The organism is Nonomuraea sp. NPDC050540 (assembly GCF_044457485.1).
Classification (GTDB): domain Bacteria; phylum Actinomycetota; class Actinomycetes; order Streptosporangiales; family Streptosporangiaceae; genus Nonomuraea.
This window is the reverse complement of record NZ_JBITHA010000008.1, coordinates 77,119-97,297: the sequence shown is the minus strand read 5'-3', so window position 1 is coordinate 97,297 and position 20,179 is coordinate 77,119. Positions and strand designations below refer to the sequence as shown.

Below are 20,179 nucleotides of genomic sequence, written 5' to 3'. Positions count from 1 at the left end.
CGTCGGCACGCCACCGTGGTCGCAGTCTCTGGTCTTAGCCTGGCCGCATAGGGTGGCGTTTCGTGAATGTCTGTGTCTTCTGCGCCTCAAGCCTGAAAATTGACCGCAAGTACCTCGACCTGGCCGCCGACGTAGGCACCCAGCTGGCCAAGCGCGGCCACACGCTCGTCAGCGGCGGCGCCACCGTGTCCTGCATGGGGGCCGTCGGCGCCGCCGCCCGTGCCGCCGGCGGGCACACCGTGGGCGTCATCCCGCAGGTGCTGGTCGACATCGAGGTCGCCGACCACGACTCCGACGAGCTCATCGTCACCGCCGGCATGCGCGAACGCAAAGGCGTCATGGACGCCCGCTCCGACGCCTTCCTGGTGCTGCCCGGCGGCATCGGGACGCTGGAGGAGCTCTTCGAGATCTGGACCGCCCGCGTCATCGGCATCCACGACCGCCCGCTGGTCATCCTCGACCCCTGGGGCCTGTACGACCCGCTCCGCCGCCTCATCGAGGACATGTACGACGCCGGTTTCACCCGCGCCGACGTCTTCGACGCGATCGCCTGGACCACCACGGTGGACGACGCCCTGGCCCACGTCGAGGCGACCCCCAAGCCGGTCCGTCCCTCCGTCGCCGAACTCGGCGAAGCCACCCCCTGAGGGGGCAGGGGTCAGGCCAGGCCGCGGCGGGTCAGGGCCGGGGGGCGGCGGCCGGCCAGGGAGTCGGTCATGTCGATGGCCTGCCGTACCTCGTCGTGGTGGTGGGTGATGAAGATCTGGGTTCCGTGCCAGCGGTAGACGGCCGCGGCGGCCAGGGCGGGGTTGAGGTCGGCGGGGAGTTCGACCACGACGACGGCGCCCGTCGCCACCAGGCGGGCGGCCTGCGCGGGGGAGGCGGCGAGGGTCCAGGAAGGGTCGACTCGCGTGCCCGGGGCGACAAGTGTGGGCTGCATGTCTCGATCGTATGAGTACGATGCCAATGTGCTGGTCGTACTCGCCATCGCCGCGCTCGCCATTCTCGCCTGTGTGGTGCTGGTCTCCCTCGGTAGGGGCGGTGAGCTGACCGAGTTCCCGCCTGACGTCCCGCCGCTCGATCTGCCCGAGTCCGGGCAACTGACGGCGGTTGACTTCATGGCGCTGCATCTGCCGGTCAACCTGGTCGGATATCACACGCAGAGCGTGGATGAGACGCTGCGGCGCGCCGCCGGCGCCATCAGCGCGCGCGACACCAGGATCGCCGTGCTGGAGCAGCGGGTCTCGGAACTGCTGTCCAGCAGGCTGCAGGCCCGGCAGGAGGTGTACGCCGCCCCGGGCGCCGGGCTCCGCACCGAGCACGAGCCGCCGGTCGTCGAGCGCGAGCTGGCCGAGGAGGGCGACGATCCCGAGGCGCCGGACGAGCCCGCCGCGCCCGTGTCCGCGCCGGAGGACGAGGCGGAGAAGCAGCCCACGGCCACCGACGTGCTCGTCCACAAGGCGAAGGAGCCGGAGGGCGGGGCCGCGTGAGTGAGGTGATCCGCTGCTGGTGGACCGGCATGGCGGACCCCGTGTACATCGCCTACCACGACGAGGAGTGGGGACGCCCGGTTCACGGCGACGACAAGGTGTTCGAGCGGGTGTCGCTGGAGGCGTTCCAGTCGGGGCTGTCGTGGCTGACGATCCTGCGCAAGCGCGAGAACTTCCGCGCCGCCTTCGACGGGTTCGCGATCGAGAAGGTGGCCGCCTACACCGAGCGTGACGTGGAGCGGCTGCTCGGCGACGCGGGCATCGTGCGCAACCGGGCGAAGGTCGAGGCGGTCATCGCCAACGCCCAGGCCGCGCTCGACCTGCCGGACGGGCTGTCGGAGCTGGTGTGGCGCCATGCCGACCCGGACTCCCCGGTGCCCAAGGCGATGGGCGACGTCCCGGCCATCACCCCGGGCTCCAAGGCGCTGGCCAAGGAGCTGAAGAAGCACGGTTTCCGCTTCGTCGGCCCGACCACCGCCTACGCGCTGATGCAGGCCATCGGCCTGGTCAACGACCATCTCGCCGACTGCGTCGTCAGGACCGGGCGACGCTGACCGTGTCGCCGTCGGGGAAGGTGATCGCGACGGCGTCCTCGCCCACCTCGACGCCGATGGCGTCTCGAAGGGCCGTCGGGTGTACGGCGTCGCCCGACAGCACCACCAGTGTCACGTGTGTCCCCGGGCTGTCCGCCTCCAGCCGGGGCGTGGCCGAGTGGGGGCCGAAGGCGTTGGCCTCGACGTCGCGGACGACGGTGGCGTGCTGCCAGCCGTACAGGCCGATGAGCGCGGAGGTGAGCCCGTCGGCCCTGCGGGCCAGCGCCCAACCGGCCCCGGTCACCACCGCGGGCGGCGAGGCGTCGGCGACCGCGTAACCGCCTTCCCGCACCGTGGAGCCGTTCGGCCCGGTGACGGCGTGGACGCGGATCTCCCACGGGCCGCGGACGACCGACGTGGTGGTGACGCGGTCGCCGCCGGGAGTCTCGTAGTAGGAGGAGGCGGTCCGGTCCTCGCAGGTCAGCGGGTGGATGGCGCCTCTGGGGGAGGCGGGCGAGACCGTGATGTGGTTGTCGGCGGCCCGGCCGTGGTCGGGGCCGGTGCGGGTGGAGTAGGCGAGCCGGGCGTAGTGGGGGTCGTCGGGCGGGGCGCCGTGATCGCTGCCGTGGTTGACCAGCCGGACCACGCCGTCGTGCCGGGTGCCGTGCAGGAGCAGGCCGGTCGCGGGGACGGCGGCCACGACGTCGTGCTCGTCCAGCGGCAGCGGCTGCTCGCGTTCGGTCCACACCGGGTGCTCAGGAGGCAGGAGCAGCCCCAGGAAGCCCTTCGACGCCCAGTAGGGAGAGGCGGGCCCCGAGTACGTCTGCGTGGCCGGCAGGAACGTGTCGTACCAGCCGAGCGACAGCAGGCCGCGTGAGTCCGGCACCCCGCGCTCGACGAAGTGCCGAACCACGGACGAGGTCAGCTTCCGCGTCTGCCCGGCCGACAGGGGACTGGCGTCGGCCAGCGCGCCCATCCAGACGGGCGCGAGGGCGGCGAAGCGGTAGGTCAGCGACCGGCCCTGATGCATGGGCGCCCCATCCGACCCGAAGAAGTGCTGATAAGTCGTCAGAAAGGTGTGGAGGCGGTCCCGGTACACCTCGCCCGACGCCCCCGACATCCGCGTCCACATCAGCGGATACAGGTGCAGTGCCCACCCGCAGTAGTAGTCGAAGTTGCGCGTGCCGCCGTCGGTGTACCAGCCGTCGCCGACGTACCACTCCTCGATCCGCGCCAGCCCCCGGTCGATCTCCTCCTGCCGGTACGGCCCGCCCACCGACTTGAGAAACTCCTCCGACACCGTCTGGAACAACATCCAGTTGTTGTCCCAGGTCCGCTTGCCCACGAACCCGCCCAGCCACTCGGTCACCCGCTCCCGTACCGAGGAGTCGAGCCGGTCCCAGAGCCAGGCCCGCGTCTCGTGCAGCCCGATCGCGATCGAGGCGGCCTCGACCATCTGCTGCGAGCAGTCGGTCAGCACCGGCCAGGAGTCGGGGGCCGAGGGGTCGGTCCCGGCGGCCAGGCCGTCGGCGTAGCGCTCGATCAGACCGGGCGGCGCCTCTCCCTTGGCGCCCGCGATCCGGAAGGCGGCCAGCAGGAAGGTGCGGGCGAAGCCCTCCAGCCCGTCCGAGCGCACCCCTGACCAGCTGGGCCGCCCGGGAAGGTCGTAGCGGGCCATGCCCGGCGAGGCGTACGGCACGACCGCGTCGAGCAACTGATCGGCCACCGCCTCCCAATGGGCGCGGGTCCAGCCGGTGCGCGGGGAGAGGATGCGGTCGGTGGGCGGGAGGTTCAGGGGGAAAGAAGGGGTCATGTCCTGCCGATCGCCAGTTCTGCGGTGTGTGTCCGGCCGCCGGAGCCGGACAGGTTTACGGTGAGGGCCGCATTCCTTCCCAGGGTGACCGCCACCGAATCGTCGGCCCTGATCAGGCGGTGCGCGGGCCGTCCGAGGGCGAGCCGTACCGTGGGGACCGTGCGGCCGGGGTCGGCGACGGCCACCCGGATACGGCCGGCGGCCTGCCGTACCAGGACCGTGCAGGGCGCGTCGGCGCTCACTCCGCCCGCGGCGCCCGCGCTCCAGAACGTGGCGGCGAACAGCCGCCCGCCGCCCGCCGAGCGGCCAGAGGCGACGACCGCCTGCACGGACGCGGTGTTGGCCAGCACCTTCACCCGGTCGAACGCCCACGTCTGCGCGGCCCCGGCGTTGGGCAGAACGGCGTAGGCGTAGTCCGCGCCCGCGGGGTCGCTGCCGTGGTCCAGCCAGAGCGTCACGTAGTCGCGCGCGACCGGGTCCGCGGTGCCGCCGGTGCCGGGGCCGTCGTCGATGGCCCGCCAGGTGTCGGTCCTGCGCTCGCTCAGCGCGCGCAGCTCGCCGGGAGCCAGCAGGACATAGCCCCCGACCCCTCGCAGGTGAGCCCGGCCGCCATGCCGGGTGAGCCGGGCCGTGGTGCCGCGGTTGTCGACGATCGTCTCGACGGTCCGGTGGTCGGTGCTGGTGATCCCGGCGCCCAGGCAGACCACCGCGTCGTCCAGGCAGACCCAGCTCTTCCTGGCCGTCAGCGTCGTCCCCGCGGCCATCAGGTCGAGGCTCGCGACGCCGTAGCCGTCGACCGTGGTGCCGCCGGCCCAGGCGTTGGCCGGGCGGAAGGTTCCGGTGCCGCTGACCGAGACGGCCGGGTCGCGGTGGCGGGTGTCCACGGTCGTGCCGGCGAGGCGGTAGGAGTTCACGGTGGGCCAGTAGTCGGCGCTGTAGTGGTCCCGGCCGTCGGCGCCGTCGGTGTAGAGGTAGGTGGCGCCGTCGCCCTGGTACCAGGCGCGGTAGTTCTCGCCGTTGCCGCATTCGTACATGGCGATCCGCCTGGAGGACAGGCTGATCGCGAACGACCATCCCGGCCTGCGGTGCACGATCCGGTCCATCGCGGCGAACACGTGGTGCCCGGACGGCCGAGGCGCCGCCACCACGGACCGGTCGGCCAGCAGCGCTTTGGCCCGTGCGGTCGCCGGCACGTCGGCCAGCTCCAGGAACCTGCCCCGGCTCACCCACCCCTTGGCCAGCTCCCGGAAGCGCGCGGCGTAGGCGGCGGGCGCCCCGGCGGCCAGTTGCAGCACGGCGTCCACGGTGTCGCGCCCGGCATGCTGGTCGCGCCCGAACTGCCTGGCCACCGCCCGCCCGCGCACGCTGTCCATCATCAGGCCGTCGTGGATCCACGGCGCGAAGGTACGCTCGACCGCGTCGAGGATCACCGTCGCGTTCGGGTCGCGTACCTCCCACGCCGACCCGCCGAGCAGCCCGAGCGCCGCGCTGACCGACTGCAGCAGCACCACGCCGTAGGAGCCGGTGTAGGCCACCACGTCGTGCTGGACGAACGAGCCGTCGGCGTAGAAGCCGTCGCCGGCGCTCACGTAGGCGAACAGCGAGCGCCGCCCGCCGTCGCGCACGTCGGACAGGCCGTCGCGAGCCAGCGCCAGCTTGGCGGCGTCCTCGCCGGCGATGCCGCGCAGCGCGACGATCAGCGCCTTGTCGGCGCGGTTGGCGCCGGTCTCGGCGAAGTCCGTGAGGTTGGTACGCCGGTCCGGGTTGGGACAGAACCGGTCCACCGCCCGGATCCACGCCGCCCGCCGGCCGGGACTGATGAGGTCGTGCAGCAGCAGGCAGGTGTCCATGAGCGCGCGGGGGGCGCCGATCTCCCAGTGCCACCAGTTGCCGGTCTCACGCTTGGTCTCGTTGTAGGCGCGGGCGTACAGGAGGTCCAGGCCGGCGAGGAGGTCTTCGGCCAGGGCGGCGTCGCCGTACCGGGCGGTGCCCTTGGTCGCCCAGGCGAGGGCGAGCGTGCGCAGCCGCTGGTAGCTGGCCGCGATGTCGGCGCTCGCCCCGGTCAGCGGAAGGTCCGCCCACAGGAAAGTACGGCCGGCCGCCCGCTCCATCGCCGCGCTCCACCCCGCCGCCGCGGCGTCCAGCCGCCCGAGCGGGGCCGCGAAGGCCGGATCCGCCGGATCGAACGGCCCTCCGGCCAGCATGGCTACCGCCTTGGCCCGCAACGCCGCGAACTCGCTCGAACCGGCGGTCGATCCCGCGGCGGCGGCCGGGTCCGTGCGTGTAAGGATCGGCGTCGCGATCACGCCCGCCAGCAGCGTCCGGCGGGTGATCATTCGCTCAGCCCGGACGGGTCGGCGGCGGGCAGGCCGAGCTCCGCCACCCTGCCCAGCCATTCCCGCGTCAGCGGCGCGCCCCACCGGGTCCAGAACCCGCCCAGGTCCCGCCCGGCGATCCGCGAGGTGTAGACGGCCAGGTATCCCCACCGCTTCGCGGTCTCGGTCCAGTCCGACGGCGGATTCTCGGCCCGCACGAGCCGGTGCAGCCGGGGCCAGAACTCCTCGGTGAAGGCCAGCTCAAGCTGCCGGAACGGCACGAGCTTCTCGAACGCGCCGAGTTTGGTGAAGTCCGCCACCGGCAGCTTCGGCAGCGCGCTCTGGTACGGCGTCAGCCCCGTCTTGGCGTCCGGCTTGGTGAGGTTGGACTGCTGCCCCAGCGCCCGCTGCGCGGCCAGCGAGTAGATGTTGACCGTCACCTCGGTCAGGTCGCCCGGCTTGTAGGCCATCTGCTGGTGCTGGTGGCCGAGCTCGTGGTAGACGCCCCAGCCGCGCGTGCGCAGCCCGTCCACGGTGAGCAGCCGGTCCAGGTACGTGCGCGGGTAGGCGGTCCAGCCGTGGGTGGCGTAGGCGCCGGCGCCCGTGGGCATCCGCGGCGCCTCCACCAGGTGGAACGGCAGCGGACTTCGCTCGCCCGCCCGAAGCCCCGAGATGGCGGCGTGCGCGTCGATGATCGACTCAAGCAGGCGCAGGTGCGCGGCGTGGTCCTGCTCGCGCCACTGCAGGATGCCCTCGCGGGTGACGGTGACGATGGCGCGCCCGGAGACCAGTTCGGCCTGCGGCACGCCGGTGAGCCGGTCGAGCTGGGCCTGGAAGTCCGCCTCCGTGGTCCGGCCGAGCCTGAAGACCGGCGCGTCCAGCCCGCCGCTCACGAACCTGACCCTGGCCTGCTCACCCGAGCCGATCATGGACAGGTAGACCATGCCGCCCCCGGCGTCCTCGACGGTGTTGACGCCGGAGGCGAGCGGGTAGGCGCGCGGGTTCTTGTAGGCGACGTCGGGGTGGGTGTCGGGCGCGCCGACGTGCAGCGTGGGCACGAGCCCGTCCTTGGCGGCCACCTCGACGGTCAGTGTGGCGGCCGCGGGCAGGTAGACACCGGTGTGGTGGAAGTCCGTGGTGCGCAACGCCTGTTGCAGCCGCAGCCGCTCGCTCTCGGCCGCGACCCGCCCGCGGACGACCACGGTACGGCGGGCGGTTCCCGCGGCCCGGTCGCCGGACAGAGTGTCGCCGGACAGGGCTCCACCCGAGGAGGCACCGCCTGAAGAGGCGCCTCCCGTCGACGGGTCCGGTGGGCGGGTGGCCGATGCGGCGGCGGCCAGTAAGGGAGAGGCCGCGAGGGCGCCGGTGAGGGTGAGGAAGCCACGTCGTGGGAGGTTTCGCATCGGGGTTCTCCTTGGCAGGGCCGTATGCCGCCCGAGCTTGAAAGCGCTTACTAGGCTCCGTCAAGGCTTTCCGGAACTTTCTACCGGTTTCTATCGGCGACCTGCGGCTTTTCTTCCTCGTGGAGCCGCAAGCGGTTTCGGCGCGCCCACGGATTCCCTGACCACGATGCTGGTCCCGACCCGGGTGCTGGTCTGCACGGGGGACAGGTAGTCGCTGCCGTCGGAGATGCCGAGGGCCAGCCGTACGGCCTGGCGGCCCATCTCCTCCAGCGGGATGCGCACGGTCGTCAGCCGGGGACGGAGCTCCTGGGCGAGCGGGACGTCGTCGTAGCCCACGACGGACATGTCGCCCGGCACCGTGAGCCCGGCCGCCTCCAGCGCCTGCATCGCCCCGGCCGCCACGTTGTCGTTGGCCGCGAAGATCGCGGTGAAGCCGGCGCCCTCGGCCAGCAGCTCCCTGACCCGCTCGTAGCCGAAGCGGCGGCTGAGCGGGCCGGGCTGGACGAGTTCGTCGGCGTAGTCCAGCCCACGCAACTCCAGCGCGCGCCGGTGCCCGGCCAGGCGGGCGACGGTGGTGGAGAAGAGCGCGGGGCCGCCCAGGAACAGGATTTGCCGGTGCCCCTGGGTGATCAGGTGGTCGGTGACGGCGAAGGCGCCGCCCTCGTTGTCGTACTCGACGACCTTGGTCGGCACGTCGCCGCCCACCGACGGCCGTCCGCACAGCACGAGCGTGGAGCCGCTGGCGTGCAGGGCGCGGGCCCTACGGCCGACCTGGGTGGCGTAGGCGCGGTCCTCGTAGGCGCCGCCGACCAGGATGACCGCGTCGGCCCGCTGCTCGTGCAGCAGGTCGATGAGCGCCAGCTCCTGCTCGTGGCTGCCCTGGGTGCAGCAGATGATGCAGAGCCTGCCCTGCGCGGTGGCCTCGCGCTCCACGCCGCGGGCGATGAAGGCGTAGAACGGGTCGATCACGTCGTTGATGATGATCCCGACGGTCCTGTTCGTCGCCCCGGCCAGGGCGCGGGCGTGCGCGTTGGCCACGTAGCCCAGCTCGTTGATGGCCGCCTCGACCCTGGCGCGCGTCGACTCGGCCACCGGGTAGTTGCGGTTGATCACCCGAGAGACGGTCGCGCTGGACACGCCGGCGAGTCTGGCCACGTCGGCGATGGTCGCCTCGGTCACGGGCCCTCCCTTGTCACTCACGCTATTCTGCCCAGTTCGTCGATGTGGATCTCGTGCCTCAGCGGCCGGCCCGAGCAGTAGCGCGCCACCTCGTCCAGCGCCGAGTCGGCCAGCCTGGCCAGTTCGCCGCCCTGGGCTCCGGCCAGGTGCGGCGTGACGAAGACGTTGGGCAGCGCGAAGAACGGGTGGCCGGGAGGCAGCGGCTCGGGGTCGCTGACGTCGAGTATCGCGTCGAGCCTGCCGCTCGTCACCTCCTCGGCCAGGGCGAGCGTGTCCACGAGCGCGCCGCGGGCGGTGTTGACGAGCACGGCGCCGTCGCGCATCAGCGCCAGCCGGTCGCGGCCGATCATCCGGTGCGTCTCCGGGGTGTCCGGCGCGTGCAGGGTGACCACGTGTGAGCGGCGCACCAGCGTGTCGAGGTCGGTCAGCCGTCCGCCCAGCGCCGCGGCCTCGCCCGGATCGGCGTACGGGTCGTAGACCAGCACCTCGGCGTCGAGGTTGCGCAGCAGCGCGAGCACCCGTCTGCCGATGCGCGACATGCCGACGACTCCGATCGTGATCCGGTGCGTGCCGAGCCACGGCATGCCGGAGAAGTCCCGCCTGCTGCCCTGGGTGCGGTAGCGGTGGGCCATCGTGAACGCCCGCTTCGCCCCGAACACGATCGCGGCGAAGGTGAACTCGGCCACCGGGATCGCGTTCGCGTCGGCCGCGCTGGAGACGCGTACGCTGCGCAGCACCACCGGGTCCAGGAACGTCTTCACGGTGCCCGCGGCGTGCGCGATCAGCCGCAGCCCCGGCGCGGCCCGGAGCAGCCGCTCGTCGAACGGCGGGCAGTTCCAGCCGGTGACGAGCACCTCCGTCTCCGCCAGGACCTTCTCGTCCACCTCGTGCATGACCTCGTCGTGGAGGTCGACCAGGCGGGCCAGCCGTTCGAGGGCGCCCCCGCTGAAGACCGACTCGCGCACGCCGGGCCCCATGGCCAGGGCGGCACGCGGTCTTCGGCTCTCTTCCCGCACGTGTTTCGCTCCCCGATAGTAAGCGCGTTCTATGACCTTGAGGCCGCACGCTAGGCCCTGCCTGCGGCTCAGTCAAGCGAGCAGCCCTTTTGTCGGCAAGGGTCTTGACGGATGGGGAAAACGCTTACTACGGTCACGGCCAATCGGAGGGACGACGCATGACGACTTCATCGCAACCGCGTGCCGCCGTGACGCCCCGCCGTGTCGCAACCGGTACGGCGGGCGCCGCGCCACGCAAACTGCCTCTGCGCAAACGGATCAAGCGTGACCGGGTCATGCTGCTGCTGACCCTGCCGGGGCTGGTCTACTTCCTGGTCTTCCACTACGCCCCGCTCATCGGTTACGTGGTGGCGTTCAAGGACTACCAGCCGTACGTGGGCTTCATCGACAGCCCGTGGATCGGCCTGGCCAACTTCGAGCTGGTCTTCGGCGACAGCCGGTTCTGGACCTCCGTGGTCAACACCCTGAAGATCACGCTCACCCAGCTCGTGCTCTTCTTCCCCGCGCCGATCGCCCTGGCCCTGCTGCTCAACAGCGTGATCAGCGACAAGGTCCGCAGGTTCGTGCAGAGCGTGGTCTACCTGCCGCACTTCATCGGCTGGGTGATCATCGTCTCGATCTTCCAGCAGATCCTCGGCGGCGCCGGCGCGCTGCCCAACCTGCTGGAGAGCATGGGCCTGCCCCGGGTCGACGTCATGACGAACCCGGACACCTTCCCGCTGCTCGTGACGCTGCAGGTGCTCTGGAAGGACGCCGGCTGGGGGACGATCATCTTCCTGGCCGCGCTGCTCTCCATCAACCAGGAGCTCTACGAGGCGGCGGCCATGGACGGCGCGGGCCGATGGCGCCGGCTCTGGCACGTCACGCTGCCCGGCATCACGCCGATCATCGTGCTGCTGCTCATCCTCAACCTCGGCAGCATCCTGTCGGTCGGATTCGAGCAGATCCTGCTCCAGCGCGACGCGGTCGGGGCGGAGTCGGCCGAGGTGCTGGACACGTTCGTCTACTTCAACGGCATCCAGGACGGCCAGTGGGGCCCCGCGGCGGCGGTGGGCCTGATCAAGGCGATCGTCGGCGCGGCCCTCGTGCTCGGCGCGAACAAGGTGGCGCACCTGCTGGGCCACGAGGGGGTGTACCGCGGTGCGGCCAAGTGAGCGTCCGGCCTGGATGGAACGGCCAGGCAAGGCGGGCCTGGTCGTCAAGGGCGCGATCCTGCTCGGCGTGAGCCTGCTGGTGATCTACCCGTTCGTCGGGGTGATCGGCACCAGCCTCTCGACCGAGACCGACATCGCCAAGGCCGGCGGCTTCGTCCTGCTGCCGTCCGCGCCGCAGCTCGACGCCTACCGGGCCATCTTCGAGGGCGGCACGGTCACCCGAGCGCTGCTCGTGAGCGTGCTCGTGACCGGCATCGGCACGCTGGCCAGCCTCGCCGCCACGATCGGCATGGCCTACGGGCTCAGCCGTCGCGAGGTCACCGGTTCGCGGGCCATCTTGATCGTGGCGCTGTTCACGATGCTGTTCAACCCGGGCATCATCGCCGGCTTCCTGACCGTCCAGCAGCTCGGCCTGCTCAACACCTTCGCCGCGCTCGTCCTGCCCAGCCTGGTCAGCGCCTTCAACCTGGTCGTCCTGCGCTCGTTCTTCATGAACCTGCCCGGCGAGCTGATGGAGAGCGCCCGGATGGACGGCGCCGGCGACCTGCGCATCCTCGTCCGGATCGTCCTGCCGCTGTCCAAGGCGGTGATCGCGGTGATCGCCCTGTTCTACGCGGTGGCGTACTGGAACGCCTTCTTCAACGCCCTTCTCTACCTCGACGACACCGAGAAGTGGCCGCTGCCGATGATCCTGCGCATGTTCGTGCTCCAGGGCCGGACGCTGGAGAGCCTCGGCGGCGCCGCGGAAGCGCCCGCGCCCGTCCAGGCCATCCAGATGGCGGTGCTCGTGGTGGCGGTCGTCCCGATCCTCATCGTCTACCCCTTCCTCCAGCGCTACTTCACCAAGGGCGTGCTCACCGGCGCCATCAAGGGCTGAACCCCCCATCCGAAGGAAGATCCACATGAACCTCTCCAGGCGCGGCTTCCTCGGCCTCGCCGCGGGCGTGGCCGTCACGTCGCTGGCGAGCGCCTGCGGCGGTGGCGGCGCTCAGGCGCCCGCGACGAAGGCCCAGGGACTCACGGTCAAGCTGCCGACCTACACGCCGCTGTCCTCGATCCCCAAGCCCGACCTGCCCGGGACCGCGGCGGGCGTGCCCGACGCGTACTTCACCTACCCGAAGGAGTTGTTCAAGGCGGTCCAGAAGCCGCCCATGTCCGGCGGTCAGGTGAAGATCGCGATGAAGACGTTCCTGCCGCCGCCGCCCGGCCGCGAGCAGAACGCCGCCTGGCGGGAGATGGAGAAGCGGCTCGGCGGCACGGCCGACGTCATGATCGTGCCCACCGACGACTGGCCGACGAAGTTCTCCACGCTGGTCGCGGGCGGCAACCTGCCCGACATCTTCCCCTACATCTCCACCCAGGGCGTCAACAACCTGCCCGCCTTCGCCGCCAGCCAGTGCGCCGACCTGACCCCGTTCCTGTCGGGGGACAAGGTCAAGGAGTACCCGAACCTGGCCGCGCTGCCCGAGGTCTTCTGGAAGCAGGGCATCATCGGCGGCAAGCTCTACGGCGTGCCCGTGCCGCGCAATCTCGTCGGCGGCCTCGGCTTCTACCGGCACGAGATGTTCGCCCAGGCCGGAGTCACCGACCTGGCCCAGATCACCGACCTCGACCGCTTCGCCGAACTGCTCAAGGAGCTGACCAGGCCGCAGGAACGGCGCTGGGCGATCGTCACCGCCACCGGCGGCGTCTTCGGCCTGTCGATCTTCACCCAGCTGTTCGGCGTGCCGCTGGAATGGCGCCTGGACAAGGCGAGCGGCAAGCTCACCCACGCCATCGAGACCGAGGAGTACCGGGCGGCGCTGGAGTACGTGATCAAGTTGCGCGAGGCCGGCGTCATCTACCCCGGCTCGGAGGGCTTCGACACGCTCAAGCGCAAGAACGAGTTCAACTCGGGCCGCGCCGCCATCACCTACGACGGCCTGCCCGCCTACCTCGGCCCCGGCAACTACCTGCAGACCCAGAAGAAGATCGACCCCAAGGCCGACCCGCGCCCGCTGCTGCCCATCGGCGCCAAGGCCGTGACGTTCGCCAACAACATCGCCTTCTCCACCAACCTGCTGAAGAAGGCCGACGAGTCCCGGGTCAAGGAATTGCTGCGCGTGGCCGACTTCTTCGCCGCGCCGTTCGGCAGCGAGGAGTTCACGCTCATCCAGTACGGCCTGGCGGGCACCGACCACACCCGCGACGACCAGGGCAACCCGATCCTGACCGACCAGGGCGCCAAGGACATCACCGTCCCGTGGAAGTACATCGCCGCGCCCACCCAGGCCGTCTACGACCCGACCTCGCGAGACGGCGTCGAGCACGTGCACGCGGCACTGTCGAAGATGATCCCCCAGGCGGTCTACGACCCGACCACCGGCATGTTCTCCCCGACCGCCGAGAACAAGTTCGAGTCGCTCTACACCATGCGCAACGACAAGGTCACCTCCATCGTCGCCGGTCGGGCCAAGCCGAGCGAGCTGGACCAGCTCGTCAAGGACTGGCGTGCGCAGGGCGGCGACAAGATCCGCGCCGAGTTCGAGCAGGCGCTGCAACAGTCGGGCGGTCCCCGGTGAAGGTCTACCACGTCGCCCCCGGCCGCTCCTTGGAAGCCGCCCGCGACGAGGCACGGCGGGCCCTGGCCGACGGCATCGACCACGACATCGAGATCCGCCTGGCCGGCGGCGTCCACCGGCTGACCGGCCCCCTGACCCTGGACGAGCGCGACAGCGCCCCCGAGGGCCGCACGATCACCTGGACGGCCGAGCCGGGCGAGCAGCCGGTGCTGTCCGGCGGAGTACACCTCACCGGCTGGCGTCAGGAGGCGGGCCGCTGGGTCGCCGAGACGCCGGAGGGCGTGTCGCCCAGGCAGCTGTTCGTGGGCGGCGTCCGGGCGGTGCGCGCGCGGAGCGACTCGCGCCTCGCGGCGGCCGGCGAGGTCACCGAGGACGGCATGACCGGCGCGCCGGCCCGCGGCGTGGCCGCCTGGTCCGATCCGGGCAACGCCTCGGCGGTCATCCGGGTGCGCTGGCGCAACTACCACTGCCGCGTCGACCGGGTCGAGGGTGACCGCGTCGTCTTCGCCCGGCCGTGCTGGGCCAACGCCGCCTCCGGCACCGGCCGCACCGGCCCCGCCTGGGACTTCACGACCGTGGACGCCGAGCGCCACGCCAAGGTGGTCTTCTTCGAGAACGCCATCGAGCTGCTCGACCGGCCGGGCGAGTTCGTCTTCGACCGCGCCGGCCGTACCGTCACCTATCTGCCGCGCGCGGGGGAGAGCCCCGAGGACGTCGTCGCGCCCGCGACCGAGACGCTGCTGCGGATCGAGGGCGCGGCGCGGGTGCGGGTGCGCGGGCTGGCCTTCGAGCACGCCGCCTACCGGCAGCCGGACACCGAGGAGGGCTACGCGGGAACGCAGGCCGGGCTCACGCTGACCGGCGCCACCGGCCCGGCCGGCCACGCGGGACGCCACTACACCAAGCCCGCCGCGGCGCTCGTGGTCCGCGGCGGGCGGGAGGTCTCGGTCGAGGACTGCGTGTTCACGCGGCTCGGCGGCGCGGGCGTGATCTTCGAGGCGGGCACCAAGGACTCCTCGATCACCGGCTCCACCTTCACCGACCTGTCCTCGGGCGCCGTCTACGTCGGCGACACCGAGCCGAACCCGCCCGCCGAGCTGCGCGGCGAACGTAACACCGTGGCCCGCAACGTCATCAGCGGGGCGGGCGTGGAGTTCACCGACGCCGTGGGGATCTGGGCCGGGTACGAGAGCTCGCTGGTCGTGGACCACAACACGCTGGAACGCCTGCCGTACTCGGGAATCTCGGTCGGGTGGGGCTGGAACCAGCCCGAGGCGCAGAAGCCCGGCATGCGCGACAACAAGCTGACGAACAACCGGATCACCGACGTCATGCTCGTCGAGCACGGCCAGCACGACGGCGGCGCCATCTACACCCAGGGCCCGCAGCCCGGCACGGTGATCAGCGGCAACTACGTCAACCGCTCCGCCTACGGCAACACCGAGCGCGACGGCAACGGCGTCTACCTGGACGAGCAGAGCTCCCACATCCGCGTCGAGGGCAACGTGATCACCCGCGTCGGTTACAAGTGGATCTCCAACTGGGCCGAGTACGGCATCGGCAACCTCGCCACCGGCAACTGGACCGACACCGGCGCCCCGCCGCTGTCCGGCCGCGGTTCGCTCATGGAGGACAACCACACCGCTCTGGAACGGCTCCCGCCCGAAGCCCTGGCCGTGGCCGGACGCGCCGGAGCCACACCGGGAGAGGTCGAGCAGCCGGCCCCCGACCTGGCCCGTGGAAGGCCAGCCACCCAGTCGTCCACCGAGGCTCCGGCGGCCAACGCCGTGGACGGCTCCACCACCACCGACAGCAGGACGGCCGGCGAACCCGGCGCCTGGTGGCAGGTCGACCTCGGCGCCACCCTGCCGCTCACCGAGGTGGAGATCTGGAACGACGCCGCGATGACCACCTCCGGCTTCGACGTCGTCCTGGCCACGCGCGCCGACCTGTCCGACGCCCGGCGCGTCCACGTGCCGGGCAGGGCGCTGCGGCCCACGTTCGTGCCGCTCACCGGCGAGGCCCGCTACGTCCGCCTCCAGCGCGCGGACACCGGCGGGATCGGCCTGGCCGAGGTCAGAGTTCGCTAGGCAGGCGGCGCCAGTACTGCTTCTTGCCCTCCTCGCGCACCACCAGGTCCAGCCGGGCCAGCTCGGCCCGCAGCTCGTCGGCGTCGTCCTTCTGGTCCTTCTCCAGGGCCACCTGCCTGGCCCTGAAGAAGGCGTGGGCGGCGGCGTCCAGGTCGGGGTGTCCGTCGGCCCACAGCCGGAACTCCGCCCGTGCCGGGTCGCCCGCGACCCACGGATAGCCGCGGGCCAGGAAGGCCCGCTCGATGTCGGCCCGCCGGGGCAGGTCGCCGCGGGTCCTGACCAGTTCCTCGGTCCGGTGGCCCTGGACCACGACGTGCTCGCCGTCGAGGAAGACGGCCGCCGCGTCGGCTCTGGGCGCCTCCCATCGCCGCTCGCCGTGCGTGAACACGGCCCGCGTGTCGTCGACCGCGATCCCCAGATGGTCGACGATGATCAGGAACGCCAGCACCAGTCCGGCCACGGCCCCCAGCCCGAGCGCGCCCATCGTCGCGTACGGCTCCGCCAGCCCCGCCAGCAGCTTGACCGGCTTCTCGAACGGCACCCAAGGCCAGGTCGCCGCCCATCCGATGAGCGCCTTCACCAGCCACAGCACCCCCGCCCCCAGCAGCGGCCCGCCCACCCAGACCAGGATCCGGTGCAGGGCGGGAATCGTCACGACGGTCTGGTCGGAAGCAGGCATCAGCGAAGTTCGGCTTTCTTTCCGGCAAGGATGATCAGCACGACCACGCCCAGGGCGAAGGCCGTGTTGTGGCCCAGTTTGGCGGCTGCGGAGACGTCCCCGAGCGGCTGGGTGACGAATGCGCCCGCGGCCTGGACCAGCAGCGCGGCGCCCGCCGCGGCGAGCCGGTGGGTCTGCCCCCAGCCCGTCCGCCTCGACCACAGGACGAGGAGCACGGCCAGCGCCGCGAGCCGTCCCGCGTAGACGGCGAACCCGGTCCAGCCGACCAGGGAGGTCGTCCACTCCAGGACCTGGGAGATCGACATGAGGACGAGCGTCACCCCGCCGACCACCCACGGACCGGGCGCGGGCCGCGGATCCGCGGGCCCCGGTGACGTCACCCGTGGAGGTGTCGTAGCCGCTGAGGTACTCGGCGCAGGCCGGAGCCAGGAGCAGCAACCCCAGCGCCGGTGGCAGGCCTTTGAGTGACATGCCCACGACGCTAGGGACGGCGGCGGCCGGTGCGGATCGGTCCTCGGGCTATCCGGGACCGACCAAAGTCGATGGGTCAGCGACCGTGGAAGGTGGGGCGCTCCTTGGCCAGGAAGGACCGGGTGGCGCCCAGGTGGTCGTCGGTCGCGGCGCACTCGTCCTGCAGGACCGCCTCCAACTCCAGGGACTCGGTCAGGGTGTGGGTGGCGGCGTAGGCGAGCGACCGCTTGGTGGCCGCGTACGCCTTCGTGGGGCCGTGCGCCAGCCGTACCGCCAGCTCCTGGGCGGTCTTCAGCACGTCGTCCGGCGCGACCACCCTCGTCACCACGCCCAGCTCCAGCGCCCGCTGGGCGTCCAGCGGCTCGCCCAGCAACAGGAGTTCGGCCGCGCGGCCGGGTCCGACGAGGCGCTGCAGCGTCCAGGAGGCGCCCGAGTCCGGGACCAGGCCGATGCCGCTGAAGGCCATGGCGAACTTCGCCTTCTCCGAGGCCACCCGCAGGTCGCAGGCGAAGGCCAGCGACGCGCCCGCCCCCGCGGCCACGCCGTTGACCGCCGCCACCACCGGCTTGGGCATCGTCGTGATCAGCTCGACGATCGGGTTGTAGTGCTCGCGCACCGTGCCCGCCAGGCCGCGGCCCGCCTCCAGGTTGTCCGCGTGCTCGCGCAGGTCCTGGCCGGCGCAGAACGCCCGGCCTGAGCCGGTCAGCAGCACCGCGCGCACCATCGGGTCGCCGGCCGCCCGGCGCAACGCGCCGAGCAGGGCCGTCTTCAGCTCGGCCGTCAGCGAGTTCATCGCGTCGGGCCGGTCGAGTGTGATGGTGGACACGCTCTCGGACACGTCGTAGCGGATCACAGGGTCTCCAGGTTGTGGTCGACGAATGCGGCGGCTCTGGGCAGCAGGCGCGCGGCCTCCTGCTCGAAATATGCCCGCGCCTTCTCGCCGGGCCACCCCGGCGGCAGCAGTTCCGCGGGCAGGCCGGGATCGCGGAACAGGAAGTTGCGCCAGCCGTGGACCAGCACGCTCCTGGTGGCGAAGACGCGGTCGTCGGGTGCGTGCGCGGGCAGCGAGTCCACCAGCGCCCCGGCCTCGGCCAGCCAGCGCTCGTAGGCCGCCGCGATGCCGTCCAGGTCCCAGGCGCGGGCCACGAGCTCGCGTGGGTCGCCGTCCAGCGCGGCGTCGAAACGATCGGCCACCACGCCCTCGCCGTCGAGCAAATTGTCCAGCTCGATGGAGGACCGTGGACCGATCCAGGTCGTCTCGGACAGTGCCGCGTAGCCGAGGAAGGTGAGATCGGCGCGCAGCCGTTCGCGCCTGGGGCGTTCCCGCACCGGGCCGAAGACGATCACGTGCCAGCGTCCACGCCAGCCGAGCGTCCCCGGTCGGTAAATTCTCAGTGCTGCCTCGTCCAGGCGCCTGACGCACTTCGGAGTCAGGCCGTATCCGGGTCCGTGCGGCAGCCGGACCGGCGACAGCCAGCCCTGTCTGACCATGCGCGAAACGGCCGTGCGCACGGCGGGAGCGGCGATTTCCAAGGGTTTCATCAGCCGCACCAGGGCGGCAACGGAGGCCTGGCCACCGCGTGATCGCAGGTGGTCTCCGTAGAGGTCGAACAGGCCGGCGCGTGCGTGCACGAAGTCCAGTTTGGACGTCTTCGCACCCCTGGACAACGCATTCTGGGAGGAGATCGTTACCCATGAGGGCTCTCGATGCGGGAGAATAGGACATCACAGAAGACGTGAATGCGCCGGCCACCCTCCTGGAGGGCCGGCGGTCGCGGGCCGCGGGAGCCCAAGGCAGGAAGGGATACACGCATGGCGGCGATGAAGCCGCGGACCGGCGATGGTCCGCTCGAGGTCACCAAGGAAGGGCGCGGCATCGTCATGCGTGTCCCCTTGGAGGGTGGCGGCCGGCTCGTCGTGGAGATTTCCGCCGACGAGGCGCAGGCGCTCGGCGAGGCGTTGAAGAACGTCGTCGGCTGAGCGCTTCCCGAGACAGCTTCGATCGACGGCCCTGGCGTGCCTCCGCGCCAGGGCCATTGACGTGTTTGGAGAGATGACCCGTGCCCATTGAGACCACGACGTCGGTGGTTTCCGAGATCCCCGCCGAGGCCGAGCTGCTGGCGGTGCCGTACTCCTCCGACCTAGACCCGGCGCTCTCCCTCGACCTGCCGCTGCCCCCGGCGGCGCTGCTGGCCCACTACGAGGCCAAGGGCGAGGCGGGCGAGATCGTCGAGGTGCCCGTGGCACGGGGTGAGGAGGTCGGGCGCGTCCTGCTCTACGGAGCCGGGGACGGCTCGCCGAAGGCGCTGCGCAAGGCCGCCGCCGCCCTGACGCGCCGCGCCAAGGGCCGCGACACGCTCACCGTCGTCGTTCCCGGCGGCGACGGCGCGGCGTTCGCTGAGGCCGCGCTGCTGGCCGCCTACACCTTCAAGGTCACCTCCTCGCCGGGCAAGAAGCCCGTCTCCGCGCTCGTGTTCGCCGGCGCCGACGAGCAGGCGGTACGGCGCGGCGAGATCGTCGCCCAAGCCGTCGCGCTCGCCCGCGACCTGGCCAACACGCCCTCGTCGGTGAAGAGCCCGGCGTGGCTGGCCGAGCGCGCCGGCGAGCAGGGCGTCCCCGTGCGCGTGTGGGACGAGGAGGAACTGCGAGCCGGCGGGTTCGGCGGCATCCTCGCGGTCGGCCAGGGCTCGGTGAACCCGCCGCGGCTCATCCAGCTCTCCTACGACCCGCCGGGCGCCACCAGGCACGTGGTGCTCGTGGGCAAGGGCATCACCTTCGACTCGGGCGGGCTGTCGCTGAAGCCGTCCGACAACATGAAGGTCCAGAAGACCGACATGGCCGGCGGCGCCGTCGTCATCGCGGCCGTGTCCGCGCTGGCCAAGCTGGGCGCGAAGGTGCGGGTCACCGGGCTGGTGGCGGCGGCGGAGAACATGCCGTCCGGCAGCGCGCAGCGGCCCAGCGACGTCATCACCCACTACGGCGGCCGCACGGTCGAGGTGCTCAACACCGACGCGGAAGGCCGCCTGGTCCTGGCCGACGCCCTCGCCTACGCCGACGACACGCTCGCCCCCGACGCCCTCGTGGACATCGCCACCCTCACCGGCGCGATCAGCGTCGCCCTCGGCCGCAGCGTGGGCGCCGTCTACGCCACCTCGGACGAACTCGCCGGAGAGCTGCTCGGCGCCGGTCAGGCCAGTGACGACCGGCTGTGGCGGATGCCGCTGATCGATGACTACGCGCCCGCGCTGGAGTCGTCGATCGCGGACCTGGCCAATGTCGAGGTGGGTTCCCGCTTCGGTGCCGGATCGATCACGGCCGCGCTGTTCCTGCGGGAGTTCGCGGGCAAGCGGCCCTGGGCCCACCTGGACGTGGCCGGCGTGGGGCGCACCACGGTGGACGAGGGCGTGCTGACCAAGGGCGCCACGGGCTTCGGCGTCCGCCTTCTCGTGGAGTGGCTCAGTAACCGAGCCTGACC

The 20,179-nt window shown here is 71.8% G+C and carries 19 protein-coding genes; 9 read left to right on the top strand and 10 right to left on the bottom strand.

What is annotated here, in order from left to right:
• Positions 1-62: 62 nt before the first annotated feature.
• A complete protein-coding gene (locus tag ACIBI5_RS27340; RefSeq protein ID WP_397251479.1) occupies positions 63-647 on the top strand; it encodes a TIGR00730 family Rossman fold protein in 585 nt (194 codons plus the stop codon).
• A gap of 11 nt (positions 648-658) precedes the next feature.
• On the opposite strand, the gene ACIBI5_RS27335 is transcribed toward ACIBI5_RS27340, so the two are convergent.
• Complete coding sequence (locus ACIBI5_RS27335; RefSeq protein ID WP_397251477.1) at positions 659-940, bottom strand: hypothetical protein; 282 nt, start codon at positions 938-940, stop codon at positions 659-661.
• Positions 941-968: 28 nt separating this feature from the next.
• On the opposite strand from ACIBI5_RS27335, the gene ACIBI5_RS27330 reads away from it, so the two are divergent.
• Both ACIBI5_RS27330 and ACIBI5_RS27325 read left to right on the top strand, forming a co-directional pair.
• Positions 969-1,490: a hypothetical protein gene (locus tag ACIBI5_RS27330; RefSeq protein WP_397251475.1), complete on the top strand. Its 522-nt coding sequence runs from the start codon at positions 969-971 to the stop codon at positions 1,488-1,490.
• Positions 1,487-2,044, top strand: a complete 558-nt coding sequence (locus ACIBI5_RS27325) for a DNA-3-methyladenine glycosylase I (RefSeq protein ID WP_397251473.1) — start codon at positions 1,487-1,489, stop codon at positions 2,042-2,044. Before ACIBI5_RS27330 ends, ACIBI5_RS27325 begins: the two co-directional genes overlap by 4 nt.
• On the opposite strand, the gene ACIBI5_RS27320 is transcribed toward ACIBI5_RS27325, so the two are convergent.
• From ACIBI5_RS27320 to ACIBI5_RS27300, 5 genes are all read right to left on the bottom strand, one after another.
• Positions 2,025-3,836, bottom strand: coding sequence for a DUF2264 domain-containing protein (locus tag ACIBI5_RS27320; protein WP_397251471.1), 1,812 nt, complete (start codon positions 3,834-3,836; stop codon positions 2,025-2,027). The genes ACIBI5_RS27325 and ACIBI5_RS27320 overlap by 20 nt on opposite strands.
• Positions 3,833-6,172, bottom strand: a complete 2,340-nt coding sequence (locus ACIBI5_RS27315) for a polysaccharide lyase 8 family protein (RefSeq protein ID WP_397251468.1) — start codon at positions 6,170-6,172, stop codon at positions 3,833-3,835. Before ACIBI5_RS27315 ends, ACIBI5_RS27320 begins: the two co-directional genes overlap by 4 nt.
• Entirely contained in the window at positions 6,169-7,554 is a 1,386-nt protein-coding gene (locus tag ACIBI5_RS27310; protein WP_397251466.1) for a M60 family metallopeptidase, read from the bottom strand. The genes ACIBI5_RS27315 and ACIBI5_RS27310 overlap by 4 nt, the downstream gene beginning before the upstream one ends.
• Before the next feature lie 90 nt (positions 7,555-7,644).
• Positions 7,645-8,733: a LacI family DNA-binding transcriptional regulator gene (locus ACIBI5_RS27305; RefSeq protein WP_397251463.1), complete on the bottom strand. Its 1,089-nt coding sequence runs from the start codon at positions 8,731-8,733 to the stop codon at positions 7,645-7,647.
• Positions 8,734-8,750: 17 nt separating this feature from the next.
• Positions 8,751-9,749 (bottom strand): hydroxyacid dehydrogenase, encoded by a 999-nt coding sequence (locus ACIBI5_RS27300; RefSeq protein WP_397251461.1) that lies wholly within the window; start codon positions 9,747-9,749, stop codon positions 8,751-8,753.
• Positions 9,750-9,907: 158 nt separating this feature from the next.
• On the opposite strand from ACIBI5_RS27300, the gene ACIBI5_RS27295 reads away from it, so the two are divergent.
• Genes ACIBI5_RS27295 through ACIBI5_RS27280 form a run of 4 tightly spaced genes read left to right on the top strand, consistent with a single transcriptional unit; the run spans position 9,908 to position 15,554 of the window.
• Entirely contained in the window at positions 9,908-10,903 is a 996-nt protein-coding gene (locus ACIBI5_RS27295; protein ID WP_397251459.1) for an ABC transporter permease, read from the top strand.
• Positions 10,904-10,916: 13 nt separating this feature from the next.
• Positions 10,917-11,780: a carbohydrate ABC transporter permease gene (locus tag ACIBI5_RS27290; protein ID WP_397251457.1), complete on the top strand. Its 864-nt coding sequence runs from the start codon at positions 10,917-10,919 to the stop codon at positions 11,778-11,780.
• 25 nt (positions 11,781-11,805) lie between these two features.
• Positions 11,806-13,464: an extracellular solute-binding protein gene (locus ACIBI5_RS27285; protein ID WP_397251455.1), complete on the top strand. Its 1,659-nt coding sequence runs from the start codon at positions 11,806-11,808 to the stop codon at positions 13,462-13,464.
• Positions 13,461-15,554 (top strand): right-handed parallel beta-helix repeat-containing protein, encoded by a 2,094-nt coding sequence (locus ACIBI5_RS27280; protein ID WP_397251453.1) that lies wholly within the window; start codon positions 13,461-13,463, stop codon positions 15,552-15,554. Before ACIBI5_RS27285 ends, ACIBI5_RS27280 begins: the two co-directional genes overlap by 4 nt.
• Here ACIBI5_RS27280 and ACIBI5_RS27275 read toward each other — a convergent pair.
• From ACIBI5_RS27275 to ACIBI5_RS27260, 4 genes are all read right to left on the bottom strand, one after another.
• Positions 15,541-16,233 (bottom strand): hypothetical protein, encoded by a 693-nt coding sequence (locus tag ACIBI5_RS27275; RefSeq protein WP_397251451.1) that lies wholly within the window; start codon positions 16,231-16,233, stop codon positions 15,541-15,543. The genes ACIBI5_RS27280 and ACIBI5_RS27275 overlap by 14 nt on opposite strands.
• On the bottom strand, positions 16,233-16,553 hold the full coding sequence (locus ACIBI5_RS27270; RefSeq protein WP_397251449.1) for a hypothetical protein: 321 nt from the start codon (positions 16,551-16,553) through the stop codon (positions 16,233-16,235). Before ACIBI5_RS27270 ends, ACIBI5_RS27275 begins: the two co-directional genes overlap by 1 nt.
• 227 nt (positions 16,554-16,780) lie before the next feature.
• Positions 16,781-17,557: an enoyl-CoA hydratase-related protein gene (locus tag ACIBI5_RS27265; RefSeq protein ID WP_397251447.1), complete on the bottom strand. Its 777-nt coding sequence runs from the start codon at positions 17,555-17,557 to the stop codon at positions 16,781-16,783.
• Positions 17,554-18,336, bottom strand: a complete 783-nt coding sequence (locus ACIBI5_RS27260; protein ID WP_397251445.1) for a PaaX family transcriptional regulator C-terminal domain-containing protein — start codon at positions 18,334-18,336, stop codon at positions 17,554-17,556. The genes ACIBI5_RS27265 and ACIBI5_RS27260 overlap by 4 nt, the downstream gene beginning before the upstream one ends.
• A gap of 180 nt (positions 18,337-18,516) precedes the next feature.
• Between ACIBI5_RS27260 and ACIBI5_RS27255 the strand changes: the two genes are divergently transcribed.
• Positions 18,517-18,684 carry a DUF3117 domain-containing protein gene (locus ACIBI5_RS27255; protein WP_181019706.1) on the top strand — a complete coding sequence of 56 codons (168 nt, stop codon included), beginning with the start codon at positions 18,517-18,519 and terminating at the stop codon, positions 18,682-18,684.
• 80 nt (positions 18,685-18,764) lie between these two features.
• On the top strand, positions 18,765-20,177 hold the full coding sequence (locus ACIBI5_RS27250; RefSeq protein ID WP_397251443.1) for a leucyl aminopeptidase: 1,413 nt from the start codon (positions 18,765-18,767) through the stop codon (positions 20,175-20,177).
• Positions 20,178-20,179: the final 2 nt, after the last annotated feature.